This is a genomic window from Spiroplasma eriocheiris, from assembly GCF_001029265.1.
Classification (GTDB): domain Bacteria; phylum Bacillota_I; class Bacilli_A; order Mycoplasmatales; family Mycoplasmataceae; genus Spiroplasma; species Spiroplasma eriocheiris.
Map to the genome: position 1 here is coordinate 107,760 of NZ_CP011856.1, position 17,904 is coordinate 125,663.

Sequence of the window (17,904 nt, forward strand, 5' to 3'; positions counted from 1 at the left end):
GATTTTTTAATGAAAGAGGTAGTATTATGGCAAAATATAAGTTTCCAGACCAATTTTTATGAGGAAGTGCTTTCTCAGAACCACAAACCGAAGGAGCTAGTTTAGAAGATGGTAAAGCACCATCAAATTGAGATCATTGATTTCAAATTGAAAAATACCGGTTTTTTAACCAAACTCCGTGCTTAAATGATTTTTATCATCGTTATCCAGAGGATATTAAAATTGCTCGGGATTTAAACTTTAATTCCCTACGAACATCAATTCAATGAACAAGATTAATTCCCGATGGCAAAAATATCAACCCGAAAGGTGTTGAATTTTATAATAATGTTATTAATGAAATGCTAAAAAATAAGATTAAACCAATTATTAATTTATTTCATTTTGACATGCCCTTTTGAGCCCAATTAAAAGGTGGCTGGGTTTCGCGCGAAGTTGTAGATGCTTTTGTGTTTTATGCTAAAACATGTTTTGAATTATTTGGTGATCGCGTAGAAATGTTTACTACTTTTAACGAACCAATTGTTGTTATTGAAGGTGGCTATTGGCATGACTGACATTATCCGAATGAGATTAATATGCAAAAAGGAATGCAAGCCCAATGAAATACAGTTATTGCTCATTTAAAAGCAGTCCGCGAATATCGCAAACTAAAATTATCAGGTCAAATTGGCTGTATTTTAAACATTTTGCCATCAATTCCTCGTAGTCAACACCCCGCAGATTTAGCTGCCGCTAAATGACATGATTTGTTTGCAACCAAATGTTTTTTAGATCCGATGGTTAACCAAAGTTACCCCTACGAATTAAAAGATTTAGCGCAACAATACAATTTTATGTGAGAAATTCTTCCCGAAGATGAAGCACTAATTAAAGATCCAAATTTAAAAATTGATTTTTTAGGAATGAACTATTATCAACCAGCCCGGGTTAAATGTGTTGATTTTGTTCCTAATTTTAAAAATGGGGCCATTACCCCCCATTATTTTTACGAAGATTACGCAATGCCAGGACGTCGAATGAACCAATATCGGGGATGAGAAATTTTTCCAAAGGCAATTTACTTAGCATTAATGAATTTAAAGAATAATTATGGCAATATTCCAGTTTATATTTCGGAAAATGGGATGGGTGTTGAAAATGAAGAACGTTTTATTAAAAATGGTGTTATTCAAGATGACTATCGGGTTGAGTTTGTAAAAGAACACTTAGCGTGATTAAACAAAGCAATCCAGGAAGGTTCTAATTGTTTTGGCTATCATTCGTGAGCCTATATAGATAACTGGTCATGAATGAATACGTACAAAAATCGTTATGGGTTTGTGCAATTGGATCTAAATAATAATAGTAAACGAATCTTAAAAAAATCAGCTGATTTTATTAAACAAGTAGCTTCAACTAATGAAGTTGAATTTGACCACGAACTAATTTAAGTAATTTTATCATTATGAAAATTACTGATGAAAAACAATTAGCTGAGTTAAAACAAGAATATGCTGAAAGACACGTGGCAATTAATAAACCGTTATATAATTCCCGCTATAGTGAATCTTCACGAATTATTAAAATGATTAGAGTTATTAAACTTGCCAAACCTGTTAATGAGGTTTTTAAAACTCTATTATCAATGCTTGCCAAAGATATGAATGCTAATTTAACTTATGAAGATCTCGAACATGATGCTTTTTACCGCGCTGGTACGAAAAATAAAAAGCATTCAATGCATTTAGCATATTTTAAGGAGAATGAAGAAGTTACTTTAGAATGGTTTACTTATGAAGCGTGAATTAGTAAAAATTTTAAGTTTTACCAAAAACCAAACAGTAATAAAACAAAAATTACTTATTTAGAATTAGTGAAGGGTAACAAGGCAAAAACAAGTCCTTATGAGCAAGTGTTACGTAATAATTATATTAAAGCAGAAATTATTCGCTTTGATATGCAAATGTATGAATTAAAAAAGAACCTGGGATTATTAACACATAAAGAAACTAAATTTTATGATTTAAAAATGAGTAAGTATAAAGAACGGTTATCAAAAATACGAATTTTCACAAAATAAAAGGATTTATTTAGAAATCCTTTTTTATTAGGAAAGCGGTGGTCCTATGAAGAATGACACAATTACAATGATGATAACAGCAGTAAAACAGATCGCTCCGGCAATAATTAGAATTAAAAACTTATGGTATAAATAACGATGAAAACTAGCCTCCATGACCTTAATTGTCATTCAAATTAGAAAAAAGATTACTGCTGGGACAAAAGCAAAATAAATATAAATCGATGGTGTCATATCATTCTCCTTAATCAATAAGTATTATAACACAGGAAAATTATATTATAATAAAAGAAATTTTATCCATTTTATGATATAATAGAATTTTTTTCAAAAACCTATTCCATTTTCGACGCTTATATTATAAAATTTATACAGAAGTAAGTTAAAACTTCTACGGGGAGAAAGGATGAATATTATGAAAAATATTTTATTGGTGTGTTCAGCCGGAATGAGTACTTCAATTTTAGTTAAAAAAATGGAAGATGCAGCTGCTTTAAAAGGAATTGATGTTCATGTTGAAGCAAAAGCAATGGCGGAAGCACAATCAGTATTAAATGACTGAGATGTCATTTTACTTGGCCCACAAGTAAAGTTTATGGAAGGAAACATTAAATCAATGACTACAAAACCAGTATCAGTGATTCCTTCTAATATATATGCCTTAGGAAAAGGACCTGAAGCATTAGACTTAGCATTAAAAATGTTAGGATAACTTAGGATAACTCCCTATTTAAAATAGAAGAGGAGGATTTCTATTTATGGGTGAAAATAATAGTGATACACAAAAATTTAGACCCGATAAGAAAATAAACTTTCAGGTTCAAAATTTTAAGAATTGATGAAATAGTAAAGCCCTACCAACTATTTCAAAAATTGGGAATCAACGTCATTTTTCAGCAATTCGGGATTCATTTGGAACAATGATCCCTTTGATTATTGCTGGATCAATTGGGATTTTAATTAATGCCATTATTTTTGGGGGGGCGGGATCAAATAAGATTTCTTTATTAGCCTTATTCGCCAAAGCGGGTAATCCTAATTGGGATTGAAATGCTAGTGCATTTGAATGACCAACCAAAGCTTGAGCAGATGCTTCTCAAATTGGCGGGTTAGCATTTGGATACATTAATATTGCCACAATTGGTGCAATGTCATTATACTTTTCATTTTTACTAGGGTACTTTATTGCCTTATCTAGAAACTTTAAGCAACCGGTAATGGCTGGTTTGGCTTCATTTGCCGCTTTTATTGTGGCATGTATGGGGCAAGTTGCTTTCTTTATGAGTGCCCAAGGATTGATTACGGCATTAATTGTGGGATTATTTACATCTGAATTATTTATATGGTTTGGAAATATGAAAAAGTTAGAGGTTAAACTTCCCTCGGGAGTACCTCCCGCTGTTGGGAAGTCCTTTGCGGTCTTTTTACCAATGACCTTTACTTTAGCAAGTGTGGCATTGGTTAACATTTGTTTTTTAGCACCAGCAATTGCTACAACTGGTTGAAGTGTTGACACTTGGCAAAATCTTGTTATTAGTAGTTACCAAGGTGGTTCAATTTGACAACCAAGTTTTGGCAACTTTACAATTAGTGGCAATGACTTTTTAGAATGGGTTACTAAAACTGGGCCATATAAAGATGCCCATATTGATCCCAATTCATTATTTATCAACGGTGCTACTGCGAATATTATTAATGGTTATGGAACTGCCAGCGATGTTGCAGGAATTAATAATTATTTTGACACAATCCGAAACGGAATGACAAAAGATGGTTATAACTTGTTTGGTCAAATTTAGTTTCGCGGTTTGGCGGTGAAATTAAAGGAATTACTAGTTGACAAGATAGTGTCATTGATATTAAAGCTTCGATGGGAACAAATGGCATAGTTGTAATTTTAGCGGAACGTTGAAACCAAGTACAAATTGCAAAAGATGCCTTTGGGTTTGGAGCAGCAATTTATAAATTCTTTACTTCATGATTCATTGGTTTTGCAACTGGTGATGGTGGATTAGGATTGGCAATCTTATATGCCTTTATGATTTCATTCTTTTGGTTCTTTGGAGTTCACGGGTCAAATATTATGGCCGCTATCTTTGAACCAATTTGGTGGATGATTTTAGGAATTAATACCGCGTTAGTATCAGCAGGGATGCCAAAAACTGTAAATGAAAATTCGGGTTTAGGAATTTTTGCGAAACCATTCTTCGATGTTTTTATGAATATTGGAGGAAGTGGGGCAACTTTAGGACTATTAATTATGACGGTTTTCTTATCTCGCCGCCGAGAATTAAAAGAAGTTGCTAAATATGCTTTACCAACCGGATGTTTTAATGTTAATGAGCCAGCAATCTTTGGTTATCCATTAGTATTAAACCCAACCTTTATTACACCATTTATTATTGCGCCAATTGTGGGGTTATTAATTGGATGGGTAGCAACTGGACCAATGCATATTATTAATGTCGTTTATGTTGCTGTCCCTTGAACCACACCATGGTTTATTGCCGCGATTTTAGCAACAACTTCGCCAATTGCAATTTTGGTAGCGATAATCTCCTTTGTGGTTACAACGGCTATTTGGTTACCATTCATTTTACTAGATAATAAATTATACTACCGTAAATTGAAAAAAACTGATCCAACTGCTTATGAAGAAGAAATGAAATACTTACACGATAAAGAATATCGTAATAAAGTAAAAGCAGAAGCCAAAGCTGAAAAAGATGCTGCTAAAGCAGAGTTAAAAGCTTTACGAGAAAAAGAAAAAGCCGAAAAAAATAAAAAATAAAACAAAGAGATACCTCTTTGTTTTATTACTTTTATTTAAAGTGCCAAGATTGCTACTAATAGTAAGATTAGGAAAATTGGGATGCAAGTACCAAAAGCAATTATTACACTTAAGCGATGTCATGGAGCATATCTTTGTAACACACGGGTGCGAAATCTGGTTATTGTTCAAACAATAAACGGAATGAAAAAAAAGACAATTGCGACAATTATTAATGCTTGTTGAACTCCTGACATCCTAATCCCACCTTTTTATTTATTATAACTTATTTAAAGAATAGTAAGGAGAAAAAAAGATGAAATTACCAAAAAATTTTATTTTTGCCGCTTCCACCTGTGCCTTTCAAATTGAAGGGGGGCGTAATTTAGGTGGGCGAACTTCCTCAATTTGAGATGAGTTTACTGAGCGGAATTATTATATTCCCCCGGCTGGCAGACCTGGGCGGGAAATTAATTCAATTAAAGAAGCTGCTGATTTTTATACGAAATATAAGACCGATGCGCGAATTATGAAACGCTTAGGTTTGCAAGGGTTTGTTTATAATATGGATTGAACAAGAATTTTTCCTAAAAATAGCACTGAAGTTAACCCAGAGGGAGTTAAGTTTTATGATGATGTTTTTAAAACTTTAACCGAAAATAATGTGCAACCAATTCCAATCTTATATCATTGAGACACACCATTATGAGCAGAAATCCAAGGGGGATTTGAAAATCGTGAAGTCTTAGAATGGTTTTGTAAATATGTGCAAACAGTTTTTAAATACTTAGGTAAATATAGCAAAATTTGATTTGTTAATGATGAAAATTCAACTTTTACCTTATTAGGCTATCTTGATGATTATTTACCACCCGCGAAAAAAAATAAGACTAGTTTTGTAAAAGCTCTCCATCATTTGCATTTAACCGGAGCAATTGCTAAAGAAGAGTTTGAATTAGCAAAAAAAGCGGGCTATGTTTCTCCCGATGCAATGCTAGGAATTGACCATGACTGATCACCAGCAATTCCTTATCAGAAAGATGATGAATCGGTAGTTAAGAAATATGATAAATGATTTAAGAATCTTTTCTTAGATCCTAACTTAAAAGGAACATATCCCCCAGAATTCTTGACATGAATAAATGAAAATAACATTGATTATCAAATTTTATCAGCTGATTTAGAATTTTTAAAAAAACATCCGTTAGATTTAATTGGGTGAAATTACTATCGACCTTGTTACATTACCAAAGGTGATTACCAAGAACAACCTGGTGAAATGCAAAATGAAAGTGCAACTTTTTTTGTTAAAGACTTTAAACAAGTTTTTCCCAAAAAAAATGTTCGTTATACAAAATGAAACTGAATCATTGATCCCTCAATGTTAGTAACCGGGGCGAAAGTTTTAGCTGAGGAATACCACAAACCATTAATGATTATTGAAAATGGAATGGGAGCTTTTGATGATAAAACTCACGAATTAATTATTGATGAAGAACGGATTGAATATTTAGCCTTGCATATTAATGAAGTTAAAAAAGCAGTTGCTCAGGGGATTAATTTTATTGGTTACTCATTATGAACTTATTGTGACATTTATTCACCAAGTGGTGGTTATCGCAAAGATTATGGTTTAGTAGCGGTTGATTTTAATAGTAAAACCAAAACTCGTAAACCCAAATTATCTTATGTGTGATATCAACGCGTGATTACTAGTGGCGGGGAAAATCTAGTTTACAATGATTTGGACAATCTTAAAAAATTATTAACCACAGAATTATCAACATGAGATATTTGGTATCAATAGGAGGATAAAGATGAAAGTTGTATTTATTGGAGCGGGGAGAATTACCAGATGATTTTTAGATGATATTAAAAATACTAAATATCATGATAATATTGTTCCCTATGGAATTTATAATTTAACAATTGAGCAAGCAAAAGAGTATCAGGCAAAATATCAAATGGCAAAGGTCTATCATAGTTTGGAAGAGTTAATTGATGATTATGCAAATTATGATTTAGATTACATTGGGACTAGTGATGGTACTCACTATGAAATTGCGAAACCATTACTAGCCCATAAAATTAATGTTTATTGTGAAAAACCATTAGCATTAACTTATCATCAGGCCAAAGAATTATATGAACTTGCACACCAAAATAATGTTTTATTATTTGATGGGATTAAGACTGGCTTTTCAAAAGCTTACCAAGCAATGAAAAAAGACCTTGCCAATGGAATAATTGGGGAAGTTCAATATGTCCAGGCTAGTCATGCCAAAGTTTCAACATCTGGTAAAATTGCTAACCCTCAAGCTGATGATAAGAATTTTGTTGGTTTTCACTTAGCAGGAGGAATGTATGCTTTATTTATTAGTCTTGATGTTTTAGGGCCCGCCAAAGTAGTAAATTATTTAAACAACTACTATAATAATGTTCACCCCGCGATTGCGACATCAGTTTTAAATTTGCGCCATGAAAATAATGGGATTTCAACAGTACTTGGTAGTGATACCTTAACGAATGATTTATCAGCAATGTTACTAGGTACGAAAGGTTATATTAAATTAGGGGGAAATTTAGCCAAATATAATGAGGATTATCATAAGGATTCTTGCCATATGGCGTATACTTACGAAGTTTATAATAACCAAAACCATTTAATTAAAACAGTGGACTTGCCAATTCTAACCGCTGGAGAAGGTTTATGTTTAGAAATAGAACATGTTTATGAATTATTACAAGCTAACGAAATAACTTCGCCAATTATGACACCAGCAACTTCATTGGCAATTATTAAAATTTTAGAATTAACAAATAATGTTAATGATACCAAAGTTATTAAATTAATATAAAGGGGACAGTATGGAAAATATCTTAGCGATTGATTTAGGGGGAACAAGTGCTAAATGTGCAGTTTTTTCCCAACAAAAAGACATTATCTTAGAATTTTTAATTCCAACTAATTTAAATAATATTTTACATAATATTAAGCATGGAATTGATAAACAATTTATAAAGCATCAAATTGACTGAACTTCAATTAAGGCCATTGGTTTTGCAATCCCAGGGTTTTTAGATGATAAAGCTGGGTGATTACTTTAGCAGGAAACTTAGGATGAAAAAATTTTAATATTCGTTCCGAAGCTGCAGCAATTTTTAATAAAGAAATTTATATTATTAATGATGCCAATGCGGCAGCATTAGGAGAATATTGATGTGGGGATCATGGTGATAAAGCAACCCTTGCTTTATATACATTAGGAACCGGAATTGGTGGGGGGTTAATCCTGAATGGTAATCTTTGAACAGGAACAACTGGATATGCGGGGGAATTTGGTCACGGGGGTCATTTTCAAGATAAATATCCGTGTACTTGTGGACTCCGACATTGTATTGAACCAGTGTCTTCCGCAACGGGATTAACTAAATTATTAAATGAGCAAGCTAATCAAAACCCAGAGAGTAGTTTAGGCAAATTAAAAGCAAAGTTAGGTCACCATTTAAAATTATTAAACATCAAAGAATTATTTGACCAAAAAGATCCGTTGACCATAACTACCATTACCGAAGGATTAATCCCGTTAGCTAATCATATTGCTATTATGTTATATATTCTTAATCCCCAGGCGATTATTTTAGCGGGTGGGGTTACTAACTTAGGGGGTAATTTAGCAGAAATTATTAATGAGTTAGTAAAAGAACGAGTTGGGGATTTTGTCCTCCCAACCTTTAAAATTGAAATTTCCAAATTACAAGCCAAGGCAGGGATGTACGGAACTGCTTATTATGCTTTTAAAAATAGTGGATTACTATAAATATAAATATAGATAAAGGAGAACAATAAAATGAAACAAATAAATTTTGAAGAAATCTCATTTGGAATTATTACTTTTGCGGGAATGGCCAAATCAAATGGAATTATGGCCATCAAGTCAGCAAAAGAAGGAAAAATTAGGGAAGCCCGTAATTTAATTACCGAAGCTGAACAAAATCTTGTGGAAGCTGAAAAAACTCATATGGATGTTATCCAACAAGAAGCACAAGGGGTTAAACACCAAATCCCAGTCTTATTTATGCATGCCGAAGACCAAATGATGACTAGTCAAATGGTTGTTGAATTGGCCAAAGAATTTATTGACTTATACGAAAAATTATTAGCAAAAAAAGTTATTGATTAAATAAAAGGGGATTACAACAATGAATGTCCGAATTGGAACCAGTATTTTTATTCATTTGGTAGCAGATGATTTTGATCTTGAAAAATACCTAACAACTTGTGCAGCGCATCAGATTAGTTTTATTTTTACAACTTTAATTGGTTTTCAAAAAAATAACCAAAAGTTATTAACTAAAATGAAAGCATTTACCAAAAAAGCGCGGGAATTAAAAATTGCGGTCTATGGTGATTTAGACCAGCATCTATTTGATGAGTTTAATATTAACAAAAATAACCGCGATTAAATGATGACCTTTTTTGTTCAAGAATTGGGTCTAAGTGGCGTACGGTTTGATGATGGAGTAACTGGTCCGGGGATTGCAAAATTATCTAATAATAACCAAAATATTAAAGTAATTTTAAATGGTACTGATCCGAGTCGAGAACTCGAATATATTATTTCTGCAAATGCCAACAAGGAAAATTTAATTAGTTGTTGAAATTTTTATCCACAACGCTATACAGCTAGTTCAATTGCTTTTTTTGCGGAACGGTTGGCTTATGTCCATCAGTGTGGGATTAAAATGCAAGCTTTTGTTGCTCTCCAACGAACAGATACTGTTGGGCCTTGAGCCTATAATGATAAGTTACCTAGTTTAGAATTTCACCGTGATTTACCATTAGATTTTCAGATCCGCCATTTAATGGCAATGGGGGTTGAAGATATTGCGATATCAACCCAGTTTATTAATGAAGCAGAATTTGCCATTATTAAGGATATTAATTTAAATAAGATTAGTTTAGCAATTGCTATTGATCCGGAATTATCACCAGTTGAGCAAGCAATTTTATTTGACCAAGAGGTTCATTTTGTCCGCCAAGATCTTGCGGAATATCTTATTCGTAGTACTTGGTCACGAATAAAATACCACGAACAAGATATTCCGGTGCGGGGGGCAGTAAAAGAATTCCAACCGGGGGATGTTGTTATTCTTAATAATAAGGCAAAAAATTATGCCGGAGAATTACATATTATTTTAAAACCAATGCCCAATGATGGAATCCGTAATTTGGTTGGTCATTTAGATGTAAATGAACAAGAAATTGTTAAATATTTGCAACCAAACACCGAGTTTGTGTTTAATCAGAAAAGATAGAAGGACTATCTTTTTTAGTTTGAAATAAATTTAATTATTCCATAATAATATTTAAAACTCCTTTATAATAATATTAATAATATTATTTTAATAATATTACACTAACCAATTACAAGAAGGGAGAAATTAATAACATGAGTTTTACCGTAATTAAACATCCATTAATTTTAGATAAGTTAACAAGAATGCGAAAAAAAGACAGTAATTCCAAAGTTTTTAAAGAAAATCTTGATGAGATTGCCCAGTTAATGGCGTATGAAATTTTTCGTGATTTAGAGTTAAATGAATTTGAAATTGAAACGCCAGTTGCTAAAACTCAAGGATATAAAATTGCCCGTGATATTGTGCTATTTCCAATTTTACGAGCTGGATTAGGAATGGTTGATGGCATTATTAAATTAGTGCCCAATGCTAAAATTGGTCATATTGGGATGTATCGTGATGAAAAAACAATGCAACCGCATGAATATTTTGCCAAAAAACCAAGTAGTATTGAAAATGCGAATGTCCTAATTTTAGACCCGATGCTAGCAACCGGGGGCAGTGCTTGTTTAGCAATTGAAAAGGTAAAAGAATGGGGAGCACAGGGAATCAAATTAGTTTGTTTAGTAGCCGCACCTGAAGGGCGTGATTTTGTGGTCAAAGAACATCCCGATGTGGCAATTTATGTTGCGGCATTAGATGAAAAATTAAACGAAAAAGGATATATTGTTCCGGGACTTGGTGATGCAGGAGATCGGATTTTTGGAACCAAATAAAAAAAATAAATTAATTTGAAAAAATAAGTTTAAAGGTGTAGAATATAAAATGTCAATGATAAGTGTCATCGCACTTTTTGGGATATTGATTATCGTAACAATTTTATATTTGACACTAAAGTGAAGTTGAACTTTATACTCAGGATTAATGCTAGGGTATTTGTTTTCTCTTATAGGTTTCTTAATCATTTTATTTTCCGGGTGATTGTTAAGTATAAGTTTAAATAAGTATTTTTTTGTCTTAATGTATCTTGTTCGCTTGATGATTTATGCTATTCCAATAATTATTTATGCTTATTGAGATGAATATTTTAATATATTTACCATTATTATTGGTCTTAGCATTTTCTCATTTTCTGCATTGTTTTTAAATATCAAACTCCCAAAAAGAAAAAAGAGAGGAAGTGATGGATAAGTGTTAAAGAACAACTTGAGTCTTCTAACAATCAATATTATTCCAGATCCTGATAAAAGTGGGATGGATGCCTGAAGTGCTACCATTTTGCTTCCGCAGTTACTAACGTTAGTAATTACTACTTTTATTATTATGATGTTATGTATTGGTTATTATAAACGACTTAAAAAACTAGGGCCAATGGATGATCCTAGCGGGTTAGTACTTTTTGCCGAAATGGCAATTAAGTGAGTTGAACGGCAAGTAATTGATTTAATGGGTCCAAAATATAAATTCTTAACAGTATATGTAATTTATTTATTATTATATATTGGGATTGGGAACTTATTAAGTGTTGTTGGTTTTGAGTCAACAGTAACCGCTTATACAGTGCCTTTATCAATGGGATTAGTAACGTTCTTTGGAATTTACTATTTTGGGATTAAATATCAAAAACTAGCTTATTTCAAAAAATTCTTAATTAACCCCTTAGAATTATTAACACAGTTTGTTCCTTTAATTTCGATTTCATTCCGTTTATTCGGGAATATCTTAGGAGGAACTGTTATTGTTACATTATTGACAACCTTATTGGCCTTCATATGAGGACATATTCCTTATATTGGACCAGTGGACTTATTAGCAGGAATTATCTTACCATGGTTAAGTATCTACTTTGACCTATTTGATGGATTAATTCAAGCATATATTTTTGCGATATTAACCATTGCCTACTGAGCGATGGAAATGCAGCATGGCGGTGGCGAAAAACACAAGGAAAAAAGTATCAAGGTAAAAAAAGTTAAAAATGAACAAAAAGTTCATTTAAATGTTTAAAAAAGAGTTAAAATATTAATTATATAGATTTATATTGTTAAAAAAAGAAAGTAGGAGATTGAAATTATGTTAGATCTATTATCGAATTTTGTAGGAGTTTGATTAATGTCAATTGATGGGTCATTCTCAAAAGGGATGAGTCTAGTTGGTGCTGGTTTAGCAGCGATTGGATGTTGTGGTTCAGGAGTTGGACAAGGTTATACTGGAGGGAAAGCAGTTGAAGCGATTGGACGTAACCCCGAAGTTGAAGGAAAAGTTCGTACGCAATATATTATTGCCGCAGCGATTACTGAATCAGGATCAATTTACGCATTAGTTATTGCGATTATTTTGGCATTTGTTACTGCCAGCTAATAATTTGAATAACAGACTAAATTACGGAAAATTTGAGAACATCACAAGAATTTATATATCAGAAAGGTGGGGGACACAATAATTATGTGGTTAATGTCAAGACCAATTGAACCAGCGGAAATTATTAATCAGTTATTCCCTAACTTATGAGTCTTCATCGCGCACGTAATTGCGACAATTGTGTTATTAACATTGTTAACAAAATGAGTTTATAACCCATTTCGAAAAGCAATGCGTGCTCGTCGAAACAAAATAAGAGAAATTCTACAAGATGCTGCTGATAAACAAGCAAAAGCTAACTATGATCAAAAGGAAGCAACCAGCTTGTTAACAACAGCGAAAGTTGAAGCAAATACAATTGTGGCAACTGCGCGTAGTGAAGCGGAAAATAAAAAGCATCAAATTATCGATGCGGCAAAAAAAGAAGCGGTTCATTTAAACGAACAAATGAAAAAAGAAATTGAAAAAGAAAAAGAACAATACAAAGATGATATTCGAAAATCAATTATTGAAGTTGCGTTTGATGCAGCAGGTCAACTATTAAATAAAGAGATCAGTAAAGATGAGCACAAAAAAATTGTGGAAAACTTTATTGATAATTTAGAATAATATGATAGTTAGTCAAAAATTTATTGAAAACTATGCTGTTGCTTTATTAGAACTTGCTGTTGAAAATAAAAAAATTGATGAATATTTAAAAACAGCAAATGTCATTATTGATTTGTTCAAAGAATATCCCGATTATATTAAAATGCTTTCTAATACTTATGAATCAAAAGAAGAACGGAAAGTATTATTGAGCAAGGTTTTTAAAGGTAAAATTGAAGCAGATATTTTGCATGCCTTATATTTATTAATCGACAGAGAATCTTTTTATGCTGTTAGATTAATTTTTAAGCATTTACGAAAACTTATTAATGAGCGGAACGATGTTCAATATGGAAATGTTTATTCAGTAGAACCATTAACGCAAGAGCAAATTAAAAGAATTCAAGATAAATTAATTAAAAAATTTGGTTATAACATTGAATTGGTTAATAAGATTGTTCCCAATTTAATTGGTGGTGTAAAAGTTAAAATTAAACATGAAATTATTGATGGAACATTAGCTGGTCAATTAAAAACAATGAAAGAAAAAGCATTAGGAAATAAATAAGATGTGAGGTGAATAAAGTGGCTTTAAATATAAATGAGATTTCAGAAGTTATTAAAAAGCAAATAAAAGACTATGGTAAAAAAATTGAAATCCACGAAGAAGGAACTGTTGTCACAGTTGGAGATGGAATTTCATTAATTGATGGTTTAGATAATGCAATGATGGGTGAGTTATTAATTTTTCCCCATGACATTTACGGAATGGTTTTAAACTTAGAAGAAGGCGCTGTCGGAGCGGTTTTAATGGGAGATGATTCTTTAATTAAAGAAGGAGACCAAGTTCGTCGTTCGAACCGGATTGTTGAAACACCAGTGGGTGATCCCCTTTTAGGAAGAGTTGTTAACGCGTTAGGACAACCAATTGATGGGAAAGGACCGTTAAAAACAACGAAAACAAGACCAGTTGAAAGAATTGCCCCCGGAGTTATGACCAGAAAATCAGTTGACCAACCAATGGAAACCGGAATTATGACAATCGACTCAATGATTCCGATTGGAAAAGGACAACGGGAATTAATTATTGGTGATCGTCAAACGGGGAAAACAGCGATTGCCATTGATACCATTCTTAACCAAAAGGGTAAAAATGTTAAATGTATTTATGTAGCAATTGGGCAAAAAGCATCAACAGTGGCCCAAATTGTGGAAAAATTACGTGCGGCTGGAGCAATGGATTATACAACAATTGTCTCTGCGACAGCAAGTGAACTAGCACCATTGCAGTATTTAGCACCATATACTGGGGTTACCATCGGTGAAGAATGAATGGAATCCGGAGAAGATGTTTTAATTATCTATGATGATTTATCAAAACATGCGGTTGCCTATCGAACAATGGCGTTGTTATTACACCGCCCACCTGGTCGGGAAGCTTACCCCGGGGATGTTTTCTACTTACACAGTAGATTATTAGAACGTGCTTGTCGGTTAAATAAAGAGTATGGAGGAGGAAGTATTACTGCCTTACCTATTATTGAAACACAAGCGGGTGATATTTCTGCTTATATTCCAACTAATGTTATTTCAATTACTGATGGACAAATTTTCTTAAATTCTGACCAATTTAACGCTGGGGTTCGTCCCGCGGTTGATGCTGGATTATCTGTGTCACGGGTAGGATCATCTGCGCAAATTAAAGCGATGAAACAAGTTTCAGGTTCATTAAAACTAGAGCTAGCACAATACCGTGAATTACAAGCTTTTGCTCAATTTGGATCAGACTTAGATGATGCAACAAAATCAGTCTTAGAACATGGGAAACGTGTTGTGGAAATTTTAAAACAAAAACAATATTCACCATTATCACAAATTGACCAAGCAATCGTGTTGTTATCAGTTAATAAAAAACGAACAAAATGAATTCCAATTGAACAAATTAAAGAATTTAAAGATGAAATTATTGAACATTTCCATACATCAGCAAAAGCCTTGCGTGATGAATTAGAAACTAAAAAAGCATTTGATGATGAGTTAATGCAAAAAATTGACCACGAAATTATTAAAGTTGTCAAAAAAGTTGTTGACAAAATTGCTGATTACAAACCAGAAACTTATGGATTAGCTTCGGAATGAGAAAAGCTAGGAAAGTAATGAGGGCTTAAAAATGGCTGTTGGTAGTGATTTAAAAAAACAAATAACTTCAATTAACTCAATCTCAAAAATTACCAAGGCGATGGAATTAGTGGCTACGGCAAAATTAAAAAAAGTTGGGAAACGCATTAGTGATTCCAAACCTTACTTTGCTGAAGTTTATACTGTTTTTAACGATATTATTGGGAAAGCAGATAATTCAATTTATCAAGCACCAGCTAATCCCAAACCAAACAAAAAAACTTGTTGGTTAATTGTTAATTCTAACTTAGGATTAGCGGGGGGATATAATATCAATGTTAATAAACTAGTAATGAAAGAAATCAAACATACTGATCACATTATTGCGATTGGTTCGAAAGCAGAATCATTTTATAAAAATAAAAATTTTAGTCTAGCTTCTGTTCATAAAGAAGTTGACATTAATTTTTCTTATGATGATGCTCGTGAATTAGCGTCCGAATTATTATCGGGGTTTAATAATGGCCAGTATGATGAAATTAAAATTGCTTATACAAAATTTATTAATAATGTTACTTTTGAACCAACTATTTTGCAGTTGTTACCGATTGCTAAAAATAGTCAACAGGAAGTTGAAAAAAATGATAATGTTATTACTGAATTTGAACCGGATCCGGCCACAATTTTAGCAAGTGCCGTCCCAATGTATTTAAACGCAATTATTTTTTCGGCAATTGTCGAATCACAAGTGTCGGAACAAGCTTCGCGCCGAACAGCAATGGAAAATGCAACTGATAATGCTAGTGATATGTTAGAAAAACTATCATTAGAATATAACCGTAAACGCCAAGCAGCAATTACCCAAGAAATTTCAGAAATTGTTGCCGGAGCAAGTGCCCAAGAAAGTTAAGGAGTTGAATAGATACATGGATAAAAATGGAAAAGTAGTACAGGTTTTAGGACCTGTTGTAGATATTCGCTTTCCCGAAGAATATTTACCAAAATTATATAATGCCATTAATGTTGATAATAATGGTACAAAATTAGTGTTAGAAGTTGTTCAACATATTGGTGATGATATTGTTCGAACAATTGCCTTGGGACCAACCGAAGGAATGGTCCGTGGGATGGAAGCTGACGATAGTGGAGCGCCAATCTCAGTCCCTGTTGGAGAAGAAGTATTAGGAAGAATGTTTAATGTGCTGGGCGATCCAATTGATGAAAAACCAGCGCCTAAAACAAAAGTTAAACGACCAATCCATCGCCAAGCCCCAAGTTATGAAGAACAACAAACAACAGCCGAAATTTTAGAAACTGGAATTAAAGTTGTTGATTTATTAGTACCCTTTGCCAAGGGAGGAAAAATTGGTTTATTTGGAGGAGCCGGGGTTGGGAAAACCGTGCTAGTTCAAGAGTTAATTAATAACGTGGCCAAAGCCCATGGGGGGATTTCAGTTTTTGCCGGAGTTGGGGAACGAACTCGGGAAGGAAATGACCTTTACTACGAAATGATTGAAGCTGGTGTTATTGATAAAACCGCTTTAGTGTTCGGACAGATGAATGAAACTCCCGGTGCTCGTATGCGTGTGGCGTTGACGGGATTAACAATTGCTGAATATTTCCGCGATGATAAAAACCAAGATGTTTTATTATTTATTGATAATATCTTTCGTTTTACCCAAGCAGGATCTGAGGTATCAGCGCTATTAGGAAGGATGCCATCAGCTGTTGGATACCAACCAACTTTAGCAACAGAAATGGGAGCTTTACAAGAACGAATTACTTCTACTAAAAAAGGAAGTATTACTTCCGTGCAAGCTGTTTATGTGCCAGCCGATGACTTAACGGACCCTGCTCCCGCCACAACTTTTACCCACTTGGATGCGAAAGTTGTCCTAGACCGGGAAATTGCGGCGTTAGGAATTTACCCCGCGGTGGATCCGTTAGGAAGTTCTTCACGGCTATTAGATCCCCAAGTTGTTGGTGATGAACATTATGACACCGCGCGGGGAGTTCAGGAAACCCTTCAAAAATTTAAAGAATTACAATCAATTATTGCAATTTTAGGGATGGATGAATTATCTGATGAAGATAAATTAGCTGTTTCGCGAGCACGTAAAATTCGTAACTTTTTATCACAACCATTCTTTGTGGCTGAAAAATTCTCAGGAAAAGAAGGAAAGTATGTACCGGTTAGTGAAACAATTCGTGCTTTTAAAGAAATTTTAAGTGGAAAACACGATAACTTACCAGAACAAGCATTCTTATATGTTGGAACAATTGACGAAGCTGTGAAAGCAGCCGATCAAATGAAAAGCTAGTTGTTATGATTAATAAAACAAACTTAAAAATTATTACTCCCAAGGGAGTCATGGTTGAACAACCCGTTGACATAGTAACCGTGAAAACAATTACTGGTTATATGGGAGTTCTCCATGGTCATATTCCCTTAGTATCAACAATTGTTCCTTCGGAAATGTATTATCGTGTTTATAATAAACAATATAAACTAAGTATTAACGGTGGAATTTTACAAGTTGATCAGGAATTTGTTAAAATCTTAGCTGATGAAGTTAACTTTCTTGATAAACAAGGTTCATAAAAAAGATCTTATGAAAAATAAGATTTTTTTATTTAACCGATATTTTTCAAGCCTTTTTAAAGTAATTAAAAGTTGTCTTTTATTTTAATTGAGTTATAATTA

General features: G+C 33.1%; 22 protein-coding genes and 1 pseudogene. 21 read left to right on the forward strand and 2 right to left on the reverse strand.

Annotated features, from left to right (window positions below; genetic code table 4):
• Positions 1–26: 26 nt before the first annotated feature.
• Together SERIO_RS00480 and SERIO_RS00485 are read left to right on the forward strand one after the other, a co-directional pair.
• Positions 27–1,433 carry a glycoside hydrolase family 1 protein gene (locus tag SERIO_RS00480; RefSeq protein ID WP_047790982.1) on the forward strand — a complete coding sequence of 469 codons (1,407 nt, stop codon included), beginning with the start codon at positions 27–29 and terminating at the stop codon, positions 1,431–1,433.
• Positions 1,434–1,447: 14 nt separating this feature from the next.
• On the forward strand, positions 1,448–2,062 hold the full coding sequence (locus tag SERIO_RS00485; protein WP_047790983.1) for a hypothetical protein: 615 nt from the start codon (positions 1,448–1,450) through the stop codon (positions 2,060–2,062).
• 27 nt (positions 2,063–2,089) lie between these two features.
• Here SERIO_RS00485 and SERIO_RS00490 read toward each other — a convergent pair whose 3' ends face one another.
• The gene (locus tag SERIO_RS00490; RefSeq protein WP_047790984.1) at positions 2,090–2,296 is read right to left on the reverse strand and encodes a hypothetical protein; all 207 of its coding nucleotides are present in this window, start codon (positions 2,294–2,296) and stop codon (positions 2,090–2,092) included.
• A gap of 181 nt (positions 2,297–2,477) precedes the next feature.
• Here SERIO_RS00490 and SERIO_RS00495 point away from each other — a divergent pair, with 181 nt between their 5' ends.
• The 3 genes from SERIO_RS00495 to SERIO_RS06700 all read left to right on the forward strand — a co-directional run bounded on the left by SERIO_RS00495 (position 2,478) and on the right by SERIO_RS06700 (position 4,853).
• Positions 2,478–2,774: a PTS sugar transporter subunit IIB gene (locus SERIO_RS00495; RefSeq protein ID WP_047791969.1), complete on the forward strand. Its 297-nt coding sequence runs from the start codon at positions 2,478–2,480 to the stop codon at positions 2,772–2,774.
• Between the two features lie 46 nt (positions 2,775–2,820).
• Positions 2,821–3,861: a hypothetical protein gene (locus SERIO_RS06695; protein ID WP_236682152.1), complete on the forward strand. Its 1,041-nt coding sequence runs from the start codon at positions 2,821–2,823 to the stop codon at positions 3,859–3,861.
• A 71-nt stretch (positions 3,862–3,932) separates the two neighbouring features.
• Positions 3,933–4,853, forward strand: a complete 921-nt coding sequence (locus SERIO_RS06700; protein WP_236682153.1) for a PTS transporter subunit EIIC — start codon at positions 3,933–3,935, stop codon at positions 4,851–4,853.
• Between the two features lie 35 nt (positions 4,854–4,888).
• Here the strand turns inward: SERIO_RS06700 and SERIO_RS06485 are convergent, their stop codons facing one another.
• A complete protein-coding gene (locus SERIO_RS06485) occupies positions 4,889–5,089 on the reverse strand; it encodes a hypothetical protein (RefSeq protein ID WP_148553394.1) in 201 nt (66 codons plus the stop codon).
• Between the two features lie 59 nt (positions 5,090–5,148).
• Between SERIO_RS06485 and SERIO_RS00510 the strand changes: the two genes are divergently transcribed.
• From SERIO_RS00510 to SERIO_RS00580, 16 genes and pseudogenes are all read left to right on the forward strand, one after another.
• Entirely contained in the window at positions 5,149–6,639 is a 1,491-nt protein-coding gene (locus SERIO_RS00510) for a glycoside hydrolase family 1 protein (RefSeq protein ID WP_047790986.1), read from the forward strand.
• A gap of 10 nt (positions 6,640–6,649) precedes the next feature.
• Positions 6,650–7,690, forward strand: coding sequence for a Gfo/Idh/MocA family protein (locus SERIO_RS00515; RefSeq protein WP_047790987.1), 1,041 nt, complete (start codon positions 6,650–6,652; stop codon positions 7,688–7,690).
• Positions 7,691–7,700: 10 nt separating this feature from the next.
• A complete protein-coding gene (locus SERIO_RS06705; protein ID WP_236682154.1) occupies positions 7,701–7,940 on the forward strand; it encodes an ROK family protein in 240 nt (79 codons plus the stop codon).
• On the forward strand, positions 7,928–8,653 hold the full coding sequence (locus SERIO_RS00520) for an ROK family protein (RefSeq protein ID WP_236682155.1): 726 nt from the start codon (positions 7,928–7,930) through the stop codon (positions 8,651–8,653). Before SERIO_RS06705 ends, SERIO_RS00520 begins: the two co-directional genes overlap by 13 nt.
• Positions 8,654–8,683: 30 nt before the next feature.
• Positions 8,684–9,016, forward strand: coding sequence for a PTS sugar transporter subunit IIA (locus SERIO_RS00525; protein ID WP_047790988.1), 333 nt, complete (start codon positions 8,684–8,686; stop codon positions 9,014–9,016).
• A gap of 19 nt (positions 9,017–9,035) precedes the next feature.
• Positions 9,036–10,151 (forward strand): annotated as a pseudogene (locus tag SERIO_RS06895) (MupG family TIM beta-alpha barrel fold protein).
• A 134-nt stretch (positions 10,152–10,285) separates the two neighbouring features.
• On the forward strand, positions 10,286–10,909 hold the full coding sequence (gene upp / locus SERIO_RS00535; RefSeq protein ID WP_047790989.1) for a uracil phosphoribosyltransferase: 624 nt from the start codon (positions 10,286–10,288) through the stop codon (positions 10,907–10,909).
• A complete protein-coding gene (locus SERIO_RS00540; protein ID WP_047790990.1) occupies positions 10,896–11,324 on the forward strand; it encodes an MG406 family protein in 429 nt (142 codons plus the stop codon). Before upp ends, SERIO_RS00540 begins: the two co-directional genes overlap by 14 nt.
• The gene (locus SERIO_RS00545; protein ID WP_236682156.1) at positions 11,325–12,140 is read left to right on the forward strand and encodes a F0F1 ATP synthase subunit A; all 816 of its coding nucleotides are present in this window, start codon (positions 11,325–11,327) and stop codon (positions 12,138–12,140) included.
• A 66-nt stretch (positions 12,141–12,206) separates the two neighbouring features.
• Complete coding sequence (gene atpE / locus SERIO_RS00550) at positions 12,207–12,494, forward strand: ATP synthase F0 subunit C (protein WP_038677531.1); 288 nt, start codon at positions 12,207–12,209, stop codon at positions 12,492–12,494.
• Positions 12,495–12,578: 84 nt separating this feature from the next.
• On the forward strand, positions 12,579–13,103 hold the full coding sequence (gene atpF, locus SERIO_RS00555) for a F0F1 ATP synthase subunit B (RefSeq protein ID WP_236682157.1): 525 nt from the start codon (positions 12,579–12,581) through the stop codon (positions 13,101–13,103).
• 1 nt (position 13,104) lies between these two features.
• Positions 13,105–13,650, forward strand: coding sequence for a F0F1 ATP synthase subunit delta (locus SERIO_RS00560; RefSeq protein ID WP_047790991.1), 546 nt, complete (start codon positions 13,105–13,107; stop codon positions 13,648–13,650).
• 17 nt (positions 13,651–13,667) lie between these two features.
• Entirely contained in the window at positions 13,668–15,239 is a 1,572-nt protein-coding gene (atpA, locus tag SERIO_RS00565; RefSeq protein ID WP_047790992.1) for a F0F1 ATP synthase subunit alpha, read from the forward strand.
• Between the two features lie 13 nt (positions 15,240–15,252).
• Positions 15,253–16,110, forward strand: a complete 858-nt coding sequence (gene atpG / locus SERIO_RS00570; RefSeq protein ID WP_047790993.1) for an ATP synthase F1 subunit gamma — start codon at positions 15,253–15,255, stop codon at positions 16,108–16,110.
• 16 nt (positions 16,111–16,126) lie between these two features.
• On the forward strand, positions 16,127–17,521 hold the full coding sequence (gene atpD, locus SERIO_RS00575) for a F0F1 ATP synthase subunit beta (RefSeq protein WP_047790994.1): 1,395 nt from the start codon (positions 16,127–16,129) through the stop codon (positions 17,519–17,521).
• A 5-nt stretch (positions 17,522–17,526) separates the two neighbouring features.
• Positions 17,527–17,802: a FoF1 ATP synthase subunit delta/epsilon gene (locus SERIO_RS00580; protein WP_047790995.1), complete on the forward strand. Its 276-nt coding sequence runs from the start codon at positions 17,527–17,529 to the stop codon at positions 17,800–17,802.
• Positions 17,803–17,904 lie beyond the last annotated feature (102 nt).